General features: G+C 72.2%; 15 protein-coding genes and 2 tRNA genes. 5 read left to right on the forward strand and 12 right to left on the reverse strand.

Annotated elements, in window-relative coordinates; translation table 11 throughout:
* The first annotated feature begins 89 nt into the window (after positions 1–89).
* Complete coding sequence (locus OG965_RS15585) at positions 90–1457, forward strand: hypothetical protein (RefSeq protein WP_371652678.1); 1368 nt, start codon at positions 90–92, stop codon at positions 1455–1457.
* Positions 1454–3022, forward strand: a complete 1569-nt coding sequence (locus OG965_RS15590; RefSeq protein ID WP_371652679.1) for an NADH-ubiquinone oxidoreductase-F iron-sulfur binding region domain-containing protein — start codon at positions 1454–1456, stop codon at positions 3020–3022. The genes OG965_RS15585 and OG965_RS15590 overlap by 4 nt, the downstream gene beginning before the upstream one ends.
* Positions 3023–3083: 61 nt before the next feature.
* Here OG965_RS15590 and OG965_RS15595 read toward each other — a convergent pair.
* Positions 3084–3156: transfer RNA gene (locus tag OG965_RS15595), tRNA-Ala, on the reverse strand.
* Between the two features lie 117 nt (positions 3157–3273).
* On the opposite strand from OG965_RS15595, the gene OG965_RS15600 reads away from it, so the two are divergent.
* The gene (locus OG965_RS15600) at positions 3274–4500 is read left to right on the forward strand and encodes a glycosyltransferase 87 family protein (protein WP_371652680.1); all 1227 of its coding nucleotides are present in this window, start codon (positions 3274–3276) and stop codon (positions 4498–4500) included.
* Here OG965_RS15600 and OG965_RS15605 read toward each other — a convergent pair.
* The 3 genes from OG965_RS15605 to OG965_RS15615 form a co-directional block, all read right to left on the reverse strand.
* Entirely contained in the window at positions 4469–4702 is a 234-nt protein-coding gene (locus OG965_RS15605) for a hypothetical protein (protein WP_067158879.1), read from the reverse strand. The two genes, OG965_RS15600 and OG965_RS15605, sit on opposite strands and share 32 nt — an antisense overlap.
* 1 nt (position 4703) lies before the next feature.
* Positions 4704–4865 (reverse strand): hypothetical protein, encoded by a 162-nt coding sequence (locus OG965_RS15610; RefSeq protein WP_371652681.1) that lies wholly within the window; start codon positions 4863–4865, stop codon positions 4704–4706.
* 72 nt (positions 4866–4937) lie between these two features.
* A complete protein-coding gene (locus OG965_RS15615; protein ID WP_371656949.1) occupies positions 4938–6299 on the reverse strand; it encodes an MFS transporter in 1362 nt (453 codons plus the stop codon).
* A 181-nt stretch (positions 6300–6480) separates the two neighbouring features.
* Between OG965_RS15615 and OG965_RS15620 the strand changes: the two genes are divergently transcribed.
* A complete protein-coding gene (locus OG965_RS15620; protein WP_371652682.1) occupies positions 6481–7350 on the forward strand; it encodes a helix-turn-helix transcriptional regulator in 870 nt (289 codons plus the stop codon).
* Positions 7351–7510: 160 nt separating this feature from the next.
* On the opposite strand, the gene OG965_RS15625 is transcribed toward OG965_RS15620, so the two are convergent.
* The 7 genes from OG965_RS15625 to OG965_RS15655 form a co-directional block, all read right to left on the reverse strand.
* Positions 7511–7583 (reverse strand) — tRNA-Ala (locus OG965_RS15625).
* A 127-nt stretch (positions 7584–7710) separates the two neighbouring features.
* The gene (locus OG965_RS15630) at positions 7711–8370 is read right to left on the reverse strand and encodes a histidine phosphatase family protein (RefSeq protein ID WP_371656950.1); all 660 of its coding nucleotides are present in this window, start codon (positions 8368–8370) and stop codon (positions 7711–7713) included.
* Entirely contained in the window at positions 8367–8801 is a 435-nt protein-coding gene (gene rsfS / locus OG965_RS15635) for a ribosome silencing factor (protein WP_371652683.1), read from the reverse strand. Before rsfS ends, OG965_RS15630 begins: the two co-directional genes overlap by 4 nt.
* A gap of 78 nt (positions 8802–8879) precedes the next feature.
* Entirely contained in the window at positions 8880–10619 is a 1740-nt protein-coding gene (locus OG965_RS15640) for a LytR C-terminal domain-containing protein (RefSeq protein ID WP_371652684.1), read from the reverse strand.
* Positions 10620–10633: 14 nt separating this feature from the next.
* Positions 10634–11254: a nicotinate-nucleotide adenylyltransferase gene (nadD, locus tag OG965_RS15645; RefSeq protein ID WP_371652685.1), complete on the reverse strand. Its 621-nt coding sequence runs from the start codon at positions 11252–11254 to the stop codon at positions 10634–10636.
* A 38-nt stretch (positions 11255–11292) separates the two neighbouring features.
* Positions 11293–11457, reverse strand: a complete 165-nt coding sequence (locus tag OG965_RS15650; RefSeq protein ID WP_371652686.1) for a hypothetical protein — start codon at positions 11455–11457, stop codon at positions 11293–11295.
* Between the two features lie 89 nt (positions 11458–11546).
* On the reverse strand, positions 11547–11771 hold the full coding sequence (locus OG965_RS15655) for a hypothetical protein (protein ID WP_371652687.1): 225 nt from the start codon (positions 11769–11771) through the stop codon (positions 11547–11549).
* A gap of 108 nt (positions 11772–11879) precedes the next feature.
* Here OG965_RS15655 and OG965_RS15660 point away from each other — a divergent pair, with 108 nt between their 5' ends.
* Complete coding sequence (locus OG965_RS15660; RefSeq protein WP_371652688.1) at positions 11880–13049, forward strand: M48 family metallopeptidase; 1170 nt, start codon at positions 11880–11882, stop codon at positions 13047–13049.
* Positions 13050–13126: 77 nt separating this feature from the next.
* On the opposite strand, the gene OG965_RS15665 is transcribed toward OG965_RS15660, so the two are convergent.
* Complete coding sequence (locus tag OG965_RS15665; protein ID WP_371652689.1) at positions 13127–14200, reverse strand: hypothetical protein; 1074 nt, start codon at positions 14198–14200, stop codon at positions 13127–13129.
* Positions 14201–14350 lie beyond the last annotated feature (150 nt).

Raw genomic sequence — 14350 nt, forward strand, 5'->3', positions numbered from 1 at the left:
GGCAACCAATCAAACGCCGTACCCCTTGGTAAGAGGCGACCTAGCATGCGGCCACGGGACCACTTTGCTGAACGTTTCGGAGTTGCCCCATGAACCCTCACAGTCCCCGCTCCACCCCGACACTGAAAATCCCGTCCCTCAAGGGACGGGTGAAGGGAGGATCGTCCGGCGCGCTCCTGGTCGCCTCGACGGTGCTCATACCGGTGCTGGCCGCCACGACCGGCGGCGGCTTCCGTGCCGCGCTGGACTTCACCACCGGTGTCCTCTCGCTGGTCTGCCTGACGTCCTCGGTCGTCTGGGGCCTGCTCGCCACCGACCGGCTGCTGATGACGACGCGCCACCGGCTCGTCGCCCAGGCCGTGCACCGCGCGACCGCCGTGTCCTCGATCGGCTTCCTCCTGGTGCACGTCACCGTCAAGATCGCGGTCGGCCATGTGGGCCTGCTCGGCGCCCTGGTGCCCTTCGGGCTCGGCGTCACCGGCTCGGACGGCCTGATCGGCCTCGGCTCGCTCGCCGCCGTCCTCATGGTCGTCACGGCCGCCACCGGCGCCCTGCGCAGCGCCTTCGCCAACCCCGACCGCGTCGCCGGCCACTGGCGCTCGGTGCACATGCTGGCCTACCCGGCCTGGTGCTTCGCGCTGGTCCACGGCCTGTTCGCGGGCCGTCAGGCGGCCGGCTGGGTCGTCACGCTGTACAGCCTCTCGCTGGCCGGTGTGGCCGGCGCCCTGGTCGTACGCTCGCTGCCGCGCCCGGTGCGCCGTCGCATCACCCGGCGACTGGCGCCGCTCCTCGCGCGCGTGGAGGCGGCCCAGGCGGTCGCCCCGGACGCCTCGACCCCCCAGCCGCACCCGGCTGACCCCGCCTCGCCGCGCTATGAGGCGCCCGCGCCGCACCCGTACCCGACGGACGCGTTCGCGACCGACCGCTTCACCGCCGAGCGCGAACCGGCCGACCCGCTCGCGGCCGACCCGTACGAACCGCAGGAGCTCTACGGGACCGAGCAGCCGCGTGCCGTGCCCGGGGCCGCCCCGGCGCCCGGCATCTCGGCCGCCTACCGCGCGGTCTCCCTGGCCCCCGCACCGCCCCAGTACGCCCCGAGCTGGCCGACGCCCACCCCGCGTCCGCCGGAGAACATGCCGCTCCAGGAGAGCGGCTTCGCGGACCTCGGCGGCACCGACCTCGGCGGCGCGGCCTACAGCAGCACGGGTTACAGCAGCACGGACTACAGCGGCGCCGACTTCGGCGGCGCGGACTTCGGCGGCGCGGACTTCGGCGGCTTCGACGAGACCGCACCGCTGCCCACCGTCCCCTACGGGGACAACGGCGCCGACTTCGAGACCCCGGGACCGCTCCCCGGGCCCGGCGCGCCGCGGCCCGAACCCTCCCCCCAGCCCAGCCCGTTCCACCAGCCCGTCGCCGGTGAGCCCTGGCACACCCCCGCAGGAGACCGCCCGTGAACGCGCCACTGCCCGACGTCCCCGAGGTGCGGGTCGTCGGACTCCCGCAACTGACGGCGGGGTTCGACCTCGTCGAGCGCCTCGGCCTCGACATGCACCTGAAGGTGCACGGGCCGCTGGAGCCGGTGCCCGGCGAGCAGCTGGCCCAGCTCGCCGAGGACATCTCGCTCAACGGGCGCGGCGGCGCCGGGTTCCCGTTCGCCCGCAAACTGCGGGCGGTCGCCAAGTCCGCGATACGCCGGGGGGTGCGCCCGGTCGTCGTGGTCAACGCGAGCGAGGGAGAGCCCGCCTGCCGCAAGGACACGGTCCTGGTGAACCGCGCCCCCCATCTGGTCCTGGACGGCGCTCTGCTGGCCGCTGAGGCCCTCGGCGCCCGCACCCTGGTCGTCGCCGTCACCCGGGACTCCACGGAGGCCTCGATCCGCGCGGCCTTCGCCGAGCGGGGTCTGGCCGACCGGCGCGGGACCGCGCTCCGCGCGCGCGTGGTGCGCACTCCGGAGCGGATGATCTCCGGCGAGGCCTCGTCAGTGATCCGGGCGGCGGGCGGCGGGCCCGCGATGCCGCCGGGGCGCAAGGTACGCGCCTCGGACACCGGCATCGGGGGCGCACCCACGCTGCTGTCCAACGCGGAGACCTACGCGCAGCTCGCCGTGGCCGCCCGGGTCGGCCCGCGCCGCTACAGCCACTCCGGGCTGCCCACCGAGCCCGGCACGGTCCTGCTGACGCTCTCCGGGGCGGTGGCCCGCCCGATGGTGGTGGAGGTGCCGACGGGCGTACCGCTGCGGTACGTGCTCCAGCTGGCCGGGGCGCCGCCGGTGCCGCAGGGCGTGCTGACCGGCGGCTACCACGGGAGCTGGCTGGACGCGGCCGCCGCGCACGACGCGGTCATCTCGCGGGAGTCGCTCGCCGCGTTCGGCGGGGCGCTCGGCGCCGGCGCGATCCTGCCCATCGGGCCGGAGACCTGTCCGCTGGGCGAGGCACTGCGCATCGCCAACTGGCTGGCGGCCGAGACGTCGGGCCAGTGCGGCCCGTGCCGGCTCGGTCTGCCGGCCGCCGCGGGCGGCCTCGCGGACGTCATGAACGGCGGCGGCCCGGCCGCCCTGGAGGCGCTGCGCGAGGTGACGGGCGCGGTCAAGGGGCGCGGTGCCTGCAAGCACCCGGACGGCTCGGCCCGCTTCCTGGCGTCCACCATCAACGCGTTCACCGACGATCTGGCGGCGCACGTCCTGGGCGGCGGATGCGGCCGCCCCACGCTGGGCCTGCTGCCGCTGCCGGGCGACGGCTACCAGGAGGAGGGCATCCCCAGTGGCGAGAAGGTGCTGGTCGACTGGACGCTGTGCGAGGGGCACGGGCTGTGCGCGGATCTCATCCCGGAGCTGATCCGGCTGGGCGCCGACGGCTACCCGGCGGTGGCCGACGCGACCGTCCCGATGCATCTGCGGGGGCGCTCGCAGCGAGCGGTGCGCCGGTGCCCCGCGCTGGCGCTGCGGATCGAAGGGGCGCCCGCCGAACTGCCCGCGCTGACCGCCCCGGCCCGCAAGGCCCTGGGAAGCGGCCGCGGTTGACCCGCTGAGCCGTAACGACAAGAAGGCGGCCACCCGGATCGGGTGGCCGCCTTCTTTACTGTGGAGCTAAGGAGAATTGAACTCCTGACCTCCTGCATGCCATGCAGGCGCTCTACCAACTGAGCTATAGCCCCTTGTTCTGTTTTCCGCCCGGTTTCCCCTGGCGACATCGAGAACATTACACGGTCCCCCCGGCACTCCACCAAATCGGTTGCCGTTCTGTACGGACAGGGCCGGTAACGTCCCCTTTCGTGACCGTGAACGTCCTCGCGCACACCGCCGCCCGTCTCACCCCCGTCCGCCGCCCCGTGGCGCTTGCCGCCGCGGCCTGTCTGATCTCTTTCGCCACCTTTTGGGTCGCCCAGCGGGCCGCCGGTGTCTCGATGATCGACCTGATGGTCTACCGGGCGGAGGGAGGGGCCGTACGGGCCGGGGCGGACCTGTACGCGATGCGCGCCACGCGCGCGCGGCTGCCCACCACCTACCCGCCGTTCGCCGCGCTGCTGTTCACACCGCTGACGCTGCTGGGCGTGCCCGAGATGCGCACGCTCGCCACGGCTGCGAACCTCGCCCTCCTTGTCGCGCTCGCCCACCTTTCGCTGCGGCTCGCGGGACGGGGGCGGCCGGGGGCCGCGCTGTGGGTGGCGGCGCTCACGGTGTGGTGCGAGCCGGTGTGGACGACCCTGCGCTATGGCCAGATCAATCTGCTGCTCGCGGTCGCCGTCCTGTGGGACCTGACCCGGCGGGCCGGCCACCGGGGGGCGGGCGCGGGCATCGGCCTCGCGGCCGCGGTGAAGCTCACGCCCGCGCTGTTCGCACTCTTCCTGCTGCTCACCGGTCTCGTACGCGCGCGTGGAGCGGGCTGGAACCAGTGGCTGCGGCAGGCGGCGACGGCGCTGGCGGTGTTCGCCGGGGCGACGCTGGCGGCCGCTCTCGTGCTGCCCGCCGACTCGCGCCGCTTCTGGACGTCGACGGTGTTCGAGACGAGCCGGGTCGGCCTCGCCGAGGACACCGCCAACCAGTCGCTGCGCGGTGTGCTGGCCCGGCTGCTGCACACCGGCGACCCGGGGTCCTGGTGGACGGCCGCCGCGGCCCTCACGGCGGCGCTGGGACTGTATGCGGCGGTACGGGCCGAGCTGCGCGGGGAGCGGGCCCGGGCGGTGCTGTGCTGCGCGGCCACGGCGCTCCTGGTGAGCCCGGTCTCCTGGTCGCACCACTGGGTGTGGTGCGTGCCCGGGCTCGTGCTGCTCGGGGCCCACCGGATCCGCGGGGCCGTCGCCGCCGCCCTGGTCTTCGGCTCGTACGCCCTGTGGTGGGTGCCGCACGGGGCGGGCCGCCCCGAACTGGCCCAGAACGGGCTGCAGATGGCGCTCTCGGCGCTCTACCCGCTGGCCGGGGCCGCCTTCGTGGCGGCGGTGGCGCTCGGGCCGCGGGGCGGGGCGCCGCTCAGGCCGTGGCGAACGAGTAGAACCTCTTGAGGGTGCAGTGCGCCTCCAGGAGGCGGCCGTAGATCGGCTCCCCCTCCAGCTCCCGGTAGGTCTCGATGGGGTCGCCTTTTATGATCAGCGCCCGCGCGCATTCCTCGCACCAGTACTGGTAGTCGGCGTTGACCGGTTCCATGTCCCGGACGATCGGCGTACCGCTGCCGCACCAGTCGCACTTCCGCCTGTGTGCACCCATCTCAGCTCCAGCTGTGGCCGCAGGCCGTGCACACGTAGGAGACGTCCCCGCTGTCGCCGAGCATCTGCGCCACACGGGAAGAACCGCAGGAAGGGCAGCTGATCCGGGTCGCTGTCCGCGGCGCACCGGACAGGTCCGGGACGTCTTCGCGGCTCGCAGGCATCGCGGTCTCCCTCCCGTTCGGTCCGTCGTCCCCCTCCGGCCGTCCCGATTCTGCCATGGTCGCGCAAGAGGGTCAGCGGCGTCGTGATAGGAGACCCGTCAGCGCCCCCACCAGGGCCGCTCCGGCCAGCGCCAGAGAGCACACCCACAGCGCGCCGCCGGAGGTGTGCGCCCCCGCCGTGAGCCGGTTCAGGAAGAGCGTGCCGAAGGCGGCGACCCCGATCAGCTGGCCCAGCTGGTTCACGGTGGCGAGCAGCCCGCTGGCGTCCGCCGCGTCCTCGGGCCGTACACCCGCGAGCGCGCCCGCGAAGGTGGGGCTGAAGGCCAGCGCCAGACCGGCGCCGACACCGGCGTACGTCACGTAGACGGTGAGCCCGCCGGTGCCGCCGCCGCGCTGCAGCAGGCCGGTGGCCAGGGTGGACACCGCGGTCAGCGCGAACCCGCCCGGCACCAGCGCCCGTTGCCAGCGCGCGGGCCAGCGCCGCCAGGTCAGCCCGACCGTGCCGAAGACCACGGCGGTCGGCGCGAAGGTCAGCCCCGCGCGCAGGGCGCTGTAGCCGAGGCCGCCCTGGATGTGCAGGGTGAGGGTGAACAGGAAGCCCGCGTTGATGGCCATCACCACGGCGATCCGGACGACCGCGAGGCCCATGCCGGGCAGGCGCAGCACCCTGGGCGCGATCAGCGGGGCGCCACCGCGCCGGGCGAGCCGCGACTCGTACGCCCAGAACGCGGCGAACAGCAGCGCGCTCGACCCCAGCGACAGCCAGGCCCACAGCGGCCAGCCCTCCTCCTGGCCGAGCACCAGGGGCACCGTGAGCAGCGAGACGGAGGCGCCGAGCAGCACCAGGCCGGGCAGGTCGAGGTCGCGCACCCAGCGGGCCGCGCCGCGGTGCTCGCGCCGCTCCCCGGGCAGATGGCGCACGCCGAGCGCCAGCAGGACGAGCCCGATGGGCACGTTGACCAGGAACACCGGCCGCCAGCTGGTGCCGAAGAGGTCGGCGCTGACCAGGATGCCGCCCAGGACCTGCCCGGCGGCGGCGCCGGTGGCGAGCACGGCGGAGTAGACCCCGAGGGCACGCACGCGTGCCTCTCCGGTGAAGTTGCGCTGGATGAGGCTGAGCACCTGCGGGATCATCAGCGCCGATCCGGCGCCCTGCACCAGCCGGAAGGCGATCAGCTGGCCGGCCGTCCCGGCCAGGCCGCAGGCGAGGGAGGCGGCCGTGAAGACGGCGAGGCCGGCCAGGTAGAGCCGGCGCTGCCCGAGCAGGTCGCCCAGGCGCGCCCCGGTGATGAGCAGCACGGCGTACGCGATGGTGTAACCGGCGACGACCAGCTGCAACGCGGAGCCGGAGGCGTTCAGTTCGGTACGGATGGTGGGGGCGGCGACGTTGACGATGAAGACGTCGAGGAGCGCCATGAACTGCGCCGCGAGCACGATCGCGAGCAGCAGCGGCGGCCGGTTGTCAGTGGCACGGTCTTTACTGAGTAAGGGACTTGGGCCCGTGGGAAGCGCGGTGGTCATGGCAGCCAGCCTGACCCCGCTCGGATACGGGTAACGAGAGCCCGCTGATGCTGGTACTGACAGCACCTGGCAGCGGCGGGCGACGGGACCGACGATGGGGGACGTGACAACTGTGGCCGCACCGAACGGACGCCGGAGACCGGAACTCGCCGCATTCCTGCGCAGCAGACGCGCGCGGGTCACGCCGGCCGACGTCGGCATGCCGCCGGGCCTGCGGCGGCGCACGCCCGGGCTGCGCCGGGAGGAGGTCGCCCAGCTCTCCGGGGTCGGCGTGACCTGGTACACCTGGCTGGAGCAGGGCCGCCCCATCAACGCCTCGCCGCAGGTCCTCGACGCGGTGGCGCGCACCCTGCGTCTGGACGAGCCCGAGCGCGAGCACCTGTACCACCTGGCGGACGTGCCCTGCGAGCTGGACCGGGAGGCCCTGCCGTTGGAGGTGGGCCCGGAGATCCAGGGCATCATCGACGCCCTGGACCCACATCCGGCGGTGGTCTACAACGGGCGCTACGACATCCTGGCGACCAACCCCGCCTACCGGGACCTGTTCGACATCCCGGAGATACGGGCGACGGGCGTGGCCAACGTGCTGTGGACGCTGTTCACCGTGCCGGAGCCCGCCTGTCCGGTCCTGTTCCGGGAGAAAGAGCTGCCGGTGATGGTGGCGACCCTGCGCTCGGAGTACGGCCGCCATGCCGGAGAGCCCGCTTGGGAGTCGTTCATCGCGAAGCTCTCCGAGGCGAGCCCCTACTTCGCGCGGCTGTGGAAGACCGGCGACGTGGTGCCGCCGGGGCCGCGGGTGAAGACCTTCCGGCACCCGGCGGTCGGCGAGATACGGATGACCTCGGTGTCGCTGTCCATCAACGGGATGCCGGAGTGCCGGATCGTCACGTACACGCCGAACGACGAGGAGAGCGGCGCGCGTACGGCGACGCTGAGGGAGATGCGGGAGAAGATCTGGGCGTGAGGCGGCCGCGCGGGCACGGGGCTGGGCGGCCGCCTCACCCCCGCGCGCCCCGGGCCGGGCCGCGGGGAGCGGGCCCCGCGCCCCGGATGGGGGAGCCTGCGGCAACCCGGAAAAGCGAAATCCCGCCCGGTCGAACCGACCGGACGGGATCCCTTACCTGTGGAGCTAAGGAGAATTGAACTCCTGACCTCCTGCATGCCATGCAGGCGCTCTACCAACTGAGCTATAGCCCCGCTGTTCGCTGTGTTTCCCGCGCTCCTGCGCCGCGAACAAGAAGAACTTTAGCCTGTGACCTGCCGGAAAGTGAAATCCGGCGGTCGCACCGCCCGGGCGGGCGCTCGGCGCGCCCCGGCGGCCGCCTCAGTCGTCGTCGCCGAGGACCGGCTCGGGGAGCGTCCCGGCGTTGTGCTCCAGCAGGCGCCAGCCGCGCGCGCCCTCGCCGAGGACGGACCAGCAGCAGTTGGAGAGCCCGCCCAGGCCCTCCCAGTGGTGCGCCTCAAGGCCCAGGAGACGGCCGATGGTCGTGCGGATCGTCCCGCCGTGGCTGACCACGACCAGGGTGCCGTCGTCGGGCAGCTTGTCGGCGTGGGCGAGCACCACCGGGGCGGCCCGGTCGGCCACCTCGGTCTCCAGCTCGCCGCCGCCCCGGCGCACCGGCTCGCCGCGCTTCCACGCCGCGTACTGCTCGCCGTAGCGCCCCACGATCTCCTCGTGGGTCAGGCCCTGCCAGGCGCCCGCGTACGTCTCCCGAAGGGCCGAGTCATGGGTCACCGCCAGCCCGGAGATCGCAGCCAGCTCGCCGGCGGTCGCCGCGGCCCGCTGAAGGTCGGAGGCGATGATCGCGTCCGGCTTCAGGGCCGCCAGCAGGCGCGCCGCGCGGCGCGCCTGTCCGAGACCGGCCTCGGTCAGCTCGATGTCCGTGGAGCCCTGGAAGCGGCGCTCCAGGTTCCATGCGGTCTGGCCGTGCCGCCACAGGACGACCCGGCGGCCCCGGCCCGGCTTCGCGTCGCTGCTGTTCAGCTCAGCTCACCGTCCTCCGTCCCACCGTGCAGCTGGGCGTGCTCGGCGGCCTTGCCGCGGGTCTTCTTCGCGTCCTCGGGAAGCGGCAGCTCGGGGCAGTCCTTCCAGAGCCGCTCCAGGGCGTAGAAGACGCGCTCCTCGCTGTGCTGGACGTGCACGACGATGTCGACGTAGTCGAGCAGGATCCAGCGGGCGTCGCGGTCGCCCTCACGGCGCACCGGCTTGGCGCCGAGCTCCTTGTTCAGGCGCTCCTCGACCTCCTCCGCGATGGACTTGACCTGGCGGTCGTTGGGCGCGGAGGCGAGCAGGAAGGCGTCGGTGATCGACAGCACGTCGCTGACGTCGTACGCGATGATGTCGTGCGCGAGCCGGTCGGCGGCCGCCTGAGCGGCGGCGGTGATGAGCTCGATGGAACGGTCCGTGGCGGTCACAAGCTGGCTTTCGTCGGCGGTCAGATCGATTCAGATCGTTCTCCAGGGTCTCACGGACCGCCGACAGCCCCGAAAGGATTACTTGATCTTGTAGTCCTTGCCGAGCACCACGGTGACATCCGCGTTCGCCGCGGCCTTGCCCTGCTTGACCGCACCGGCCGGCAGACCCAGCGTCTTGGCGACCTCTTCGGCCTTCGCCTTCTGCGCCGCGTCACCGTAGGTGACGGAGGACGACGCCGCCGTACTCGCGCCGCCCGCGTCAATGAAGGCGTAGCCGCCGTTGACCAGGTCGACCCGGGCCTTGTCGGCCGCCTTCGGGTTGCCGCTGGCGTTGCTGACACCGACGCGGACCGCGGCGCCCTTGTCGGGGGCCGTGACCGAGCCGCCCAGGATGTCCTTGACCACGCTGTCACTGGCCTGCGCGCTGAGCGTGCCGTCCTGCTGGACCGGCAGCGCCGCGGTCTTGTAGGCGCCGACCTTGGCGTGCTCGGCGAGCTTGGCCAGCGAGGCGCCGAGGTCCGACTCGGGCAGCGAGGGGTCGAGGATCTGCGCCAGCGTCTGCACGGTGATCGTCGCGGCCTTGGGGTCGTCCGAGATCTTGCGCAGCACCCCGTACATCACCTGCCCGAACCGCTGCAGCTGCTTGGCCTCGGCCTCGCCGGGCCCCTTGTACGTGGCGTACGCCACAGCCATCTGCCCGGTCAGCGTCTGGTCGTCACCCTTCTTCACCACGGGGGGCGCGCCCGCCTTGGTGCCCGGCACATCGGCATCCGTACTGATGTCGATGTTGCCGACCAGGTCGACGAGGTTCTCCAGGAAGGGCGTGTCCAGACGCCAGGTTCCGGTGATCTTGGTGCCGAGCAGGGTGCCGAGCGCCTCGCGGGTGCCCTGCGAGCCGTCGCCGTCGACGGACTTGCCGAGCGTGGTGCGGGTGCCGTCGTCGTTGGAGACGGCGAGGGAGTTGGGCAGCAGGACGGTGGTGCCCTGCTTGGTGGTCGCGTTGTTGACGAGCAGCGCCGTGGAGGTGCCGCCCTTCGCGGTGTTGTGCAGATGGACGACGATCACGTCCCGCTTCTGCGCCCCGGTCGCGACCGCCGGCTTCTTGGAGTCCGAGGACGAGGAGACGCCGGGCAGCTTGCCGGCCGACCAGAGGTAGCCGACGCCGCCGACCGCCGCGAGGGCGAGGACCACGACGAGCGCGACCACCCGGTTGCGGCCGCGGCGCCGCGCCTCCTCGCGCCGCTCGGTGCGGCTCTCGGTGAACTTCAGCCAGTCGATGACGTCTTCGGAGTCCTCGTCGGGCTCCTCGATGAACGAGAACTGCTCGGTGCGGTAGTCGCGTTCGTCCTTGCGCTGCTGCGGCAGCACCGGGATCTGCTCGGCCACCGGCTCGGGCTCGGGCTCGGCTTCCCGTACGGGGGCCTGCGCCTGGCCGGACGCCTGGCCGGCCTGCTGGGCCGGGGGCTGCTCGCGGTTCCACTGCTGCGTGGTGTCGTAGCCGTACCCCTGGTTCTGCTGGGGCACGGACGGCTGCGCGGACTGGCCGTACGCGTCGTAGCCGTAGTCGTACGAGGGCTGCTGCTGGGCGTACGGGTCGTACCCGTAACCGCCCTGCTGCTGGCTCTGCTGCCCTTGGTGATCCTGCTGGGGCGGCTGGGCTTGCTGAGACTGGTGGGTCTGCTGCGGCTGGGCCTGGGCGTACGGGTCGTACGAAGCCTGCTGGGGCACCTGTTGGTACACCGGCTGGCCGTACTCGTCATAACCGACAAGTTGCACCTGCGGCGCATAGGGGTCGTACGGGTCCTGTCGGTCGTTCACCGGGTGCCCTTCTCTCACTCGCCGCGGTAGAGCTGGCGCTTGTCGATGTAGCGCACCACGCCGTCCGGAACCAGATACCAGACCGGGTCGCCCTGCGCGACCCTCTCCCGGCAGTCCGTCGACGAGATCGCCAGGGCGGGCACCTCCACCAGCGACACCCCGCCCTCGGGCAGACCGTCGTCCGTCAGTATGTGGCCGGGCCGGGTCACCCCGATGAAGTGGGCGAGCGAGAACAGCTCGTCCACGTCACGCCAGGTGGTGAGGATCTGCGAGAGCGCGTCGGCGCCGGTGATGAAGAACAGGTCCGCGTCGCTGTTGAGGGCGCGCAGATCCCGCAGCGTGTCCACGGTGTACGTCGCGCCGCCGCGGTCGATGTCGATCCGGCTCACCGAGAACTGCGGGTTGGAGGCGGTCGCGATGACCGTCATCAGATACCGGTCCTCGGGCGCGGAGACGTTTTTGTGGCTCTTCTGCCACGGCTGCCCCGTCGGTACGAACACGACCTCGTCCAGATGGAACTGAGAGGCCACCTCGCTGGCGGCCACCAGGTGTCCGTGGTGGATCGGGTCGAACGTTCCGCCCATCACGCCGATGCGCCGCTTGACCGGACCGGTAGGCACTTCCTGCTCTCCCATGCGTGCAGAGCCTACTGGCCCGGTGGAAACGCCCCGACTCAGCGGTCGCGGTTGAAGCGCGTGGTGATCCACAGCAGGAGCAGCAGCACGAACAGGGCGCCACCGCCGGTGACGTACGGGCTGAGGCTTTCGTGGTTGCCGCCGTGCTCGGTGCCCTCGGCGAGGGTGACCAGGTGCGTGGCGGCGGTGCTGGTGAGGCTCATCGTCAGCAGGACCTATCCGGGAGTCGGAGCGGAGACTTCGGGCTCATCGTATGCGGGCCGCCCGGGCACTCTCACGCCGACTCAGCCGTTCAGTCCTTGACGGCGCTCTCCGCGTCGGGGTTCGCGCCCCGGCCCGCCTCGCCGTCCGGCCCGGCCGCGGCCGCGTCGCCACCGTCGTTCGAGCGGTAGCCACGCAGCAACAGCCAGGCCAGGCCGCCCGCACCGAAGATCGACACCAGCAGCAGGATCCGCAGCACATTGCCGGGTCCCTGCTGGTCCGAGGCGGCGGCGAGAAGCGTGACGGCGTCCGTCATGGCAGGTGTCTCCTTGGTTATCCACAGGCCCCCGCCCCACGGTAGCCCCACCGCCTAGGGTGGATGTCGTCAGGGGGACGAGCCGAGACTCTCAGACAGGGGGACACCATGACCGATGACATCCAGGACAGCGTGCCGAGCAGGCAGCGCCGACGCTTCCCCGGGATCTCCTCCCGGGCCTACGAACACCCCGCGGACCGGTCGGCGCTGGTGGCGCTGCGCAAGCTCAGCGGCTTCGACACGGTCTTCAAGGCGCTCAGCGGGCTGCTGCCGGAGCGCAGCCTGCGCCTGCTGTTCCTCTCCGACTCCGTGCGCGTGAGCGACGCCCAGTTCGCGCACCTCAACGCCATGCTGCGGGACGCCTGTTACATCCTGGACCTGGAGAAGGTCCCTCCGATGTACGTGACACAGGACCCCCGGCCGAACGCGATGTGCATCGGTCTCGACGAGCCGATCATCGTCGTCACCACCGGCCTCGTGGAGCTGCTCGACGAGGAGGAGATGCGCGCGGTCGTCGGCCACGAGGTGGGCCACGCCCTGTCCGGCCACTCCGTCTACCGCACGATCCTGCTCTTCCTCACCAACCTGGCGCTGAAGATCGCCTGGATCCCGCTGGGCAACGTGGCGGTGATGGCGATCGTGACGGCGCTGCGGGAGTGGTTCCGCAAGTCGGAGCTGTCCGCCGACCGGGCCGGGCTGCTCGTCGGACAGGACTTGCAGGCCTCGATGCGGGGCCTGATGAAGATAGCCGGTGGCAACCACCTCCATGAGATGAACGTGGACGCGTTCCTGGAGCAGGCCGAGGAGTACGAGGCGGGCGGCGACCTGCGCGACTCGGTCCTGAAGATCCTGAACGTGCTGCCCCGCTCGCACCCGTTCACCACCGTGCGCGCGGCCGAGCTGAAGAAGTGGGCCGCGAGCCGCGACTACCAGCGACTCATGGACGGCCACTACCCGCGTCGTGAGGAGGACAAGGACACCTCAGTCTCCGACTCGTTCCGCGAGTCCGCCGCCTCGTACGCCGAGACGGTCCGGACGAGCAAGGACCCGCTGATGAAGCTGGTCGGCGACATAGCCGGAGGCACGGCGGACCTGGGCGGCAAGCTGTACGGCAAGTTCACGGGCGCGGGCTCCTCCTCGCGCACCTCGGACCGGCCGGCGGACGGCCCCCCTGCCGACGGGGCGAACGGCAAGCCGCAGAACGGACCGCAGGACCGGCCTTCCGGCCCGGCGGCGGACGGCGACGGGCCGCAGGACGAGTCGGGCGGGAAGGCGTAGGAGAGTCCGGACGGTCCGGACTCCGGCCTGACTCGGCCGAGGTCGGCCTGGGGCGCGGGGAGTCCGGGAGGCCCTGCCTATGGTGTCGGCTGGGCGCTGGTGGAGAGGGTGCCGCAGAGGGCCGCGGTGGCGGGGCCGGTCGCGTACGGATCGGTGCCCGCCGGGCCGGTCGCGCTGGTCCGCTCGCCCGCGAGCAGCGGCCGCAGCTGTGCGGACACATCGGCCGAGCAGGCCTGCGGCCCGGCCTCCACATAGCTGAACTGCAGCTCGACCCGGTGCAGCCGCAGGTCGTCGCGGTCGAAGCGGAAGTGCAGCTCACGGCGGACGGTGAAGAGCGAGGCCGCCTTGTCCGGGCCGGTCGCGGCCGGGCGCAGGGCGTACGTGAAGGTGTGGTCGGACGTCACGTCGAGGGTGTCCCGGCCGGACTCGGCGTAGTGGAAAGTGCCCTGCACCCGCACCTGGGAGTCGGCCAGCGCCACTTTGGCCGGATCGAAGCGCACCAGCCAGCCGGTGGCGGCGTGGCGGCCGTCGTCGGCCGGGTTGTCGACGCTCTGGTCGAACTGGGCGAGCAGCTCCGGATCGAGCAGTGCCCGCACCTGGTGCACGGACTTGCCGGTGAGGACCTGGGGGTCGAGGGACGACTGGACCAGATACTCCTTGGCGGTGGTCACACCGGCGATGATCTGGCTCTCGGAGAAGTGGGCGGTCCTGCGGACGGCGGGGAGGTTGATGCCGTCGGCGCCGGTGCGGAACTGGGCGGCCGGGCTGTGGTCGAACAGACGGGCGACGTCGATGCCGGGGACGACGCTCTGCGGGGCCAGAGGTATCACGGTCATCCGCAGGGGCTCTGCGGCGACGCTGCCGCCACCGGGCTGGTAGGGGTGACGCAGGCCCATGTACACGGCGGTACCGAAGGCGATGAAGAGGAGGACCACCAGCGCGACTATCTGCTTGGTGAAGGGCCGCAAGGACCAGCTGGGACGGCTGCGCACCGCACGCGCGTGCTCACGCATCCGTTCCTGGGCGGAGAACTCCTGCAGGCGGGCAGCACGAACGAACGACTCGTCGAATACGACGGATCGGTACTCGTCCTCACCTCCGCCGGGGAGGCCCTCCGGTGTCCCCTCGGGTGGCTCTCCACGCCCTGCCATACCTTCAGGGTAGGTCGCCGGAGGGGCCGGTAAACGCGCTGCTACGCGACAAGTTCTGACGAGTTCCCACGCGGTTGTGCAGGGCGGGGTCAGAGGACGGTCAGAAGGTCGTCGGGACGCGGAAAAGCCGAGGTCAGGGGTGGGGTGGGC

Source organism: Streptomyces sp. NBC_00224, from assembly GCF_041435195.1.
Taxonomy (GTDB): domain Bacteria; phylum Actinomycetota; class Actinomycetes; order Streptomycetales; family Streptomycetaceae; genus Streptomyces.

What these genes read in the sequence shown, in the direction of transcription:
- OG965_RS15585 (WP_371652678.1), top strand. Translation starts at nt 90, where the DNA reads ATGAACCCTCACAGTCCCCGCTCCACCCCGACACTGAAAATCCCGTCC.
- OG965_RS15605 (WP_067158879.1), bottom strand. Translation starts at nt 4,702, where the DNA reads ATGGGTGCACACAGGCGGAAGTGCGACTGGTGCGGCAGCGGTACGCCG.
- OG965_RS15610 (WP_371652681.1), bottom strand. Translation starts at nt 4,865, where the DNA reads ATGCCTGCGAGCCGCGAAGACGTCCCGGACCTGTCCGGTGCGCCGCGG.
- OG965_RS15620 (WP_371652682.1), top strand. Translation starts at nt 6,481, where the DNA reads ATGGGGGACGTGACAACTGTGGCCGCACCGAACGGACGCCGGAGACCG.
- nadD (WP_371652685.1), bottom strand. Translation starts at nt 11,254, where the DNA reads ATGGGAGAGCAGGAAGTGCCTACCGGTCCGGTCAAGCGGCGCATCGGC.
- OG965_RS15650 (WP_371652686.1), bottom strand. Translation starts at nt 11,457, where the DNA reads ATGAGCCTCACCAGCACCGCCGCCACGCACCTGGTCACCCTCGCCGAG.
- OG965_RS15655 (WP_371652687.1), bottom strand. Translation starts at nt 11,771, where the DNA reads ATGACGGACGCCGTCACGCTTCTCGCCGCCGCCTCGGACCAGCAGGGA.
- OG965_RS15660 (WP_371652688.1), top strand. Translation starts at nt 11,880, where the DNA reads ATGACCGATGACATCCAGGACAGCGTGCCGAGCAGGCAGCGCCGACGC.
- OG965_RS15665 (WP_371652689.1), bottom strand. Translation starts at nt 14,200, where the DNA reads ATGGCAGGGCGTGGAGAGCCACCCGAGGGGACACCGGAGGGCCTCCCC.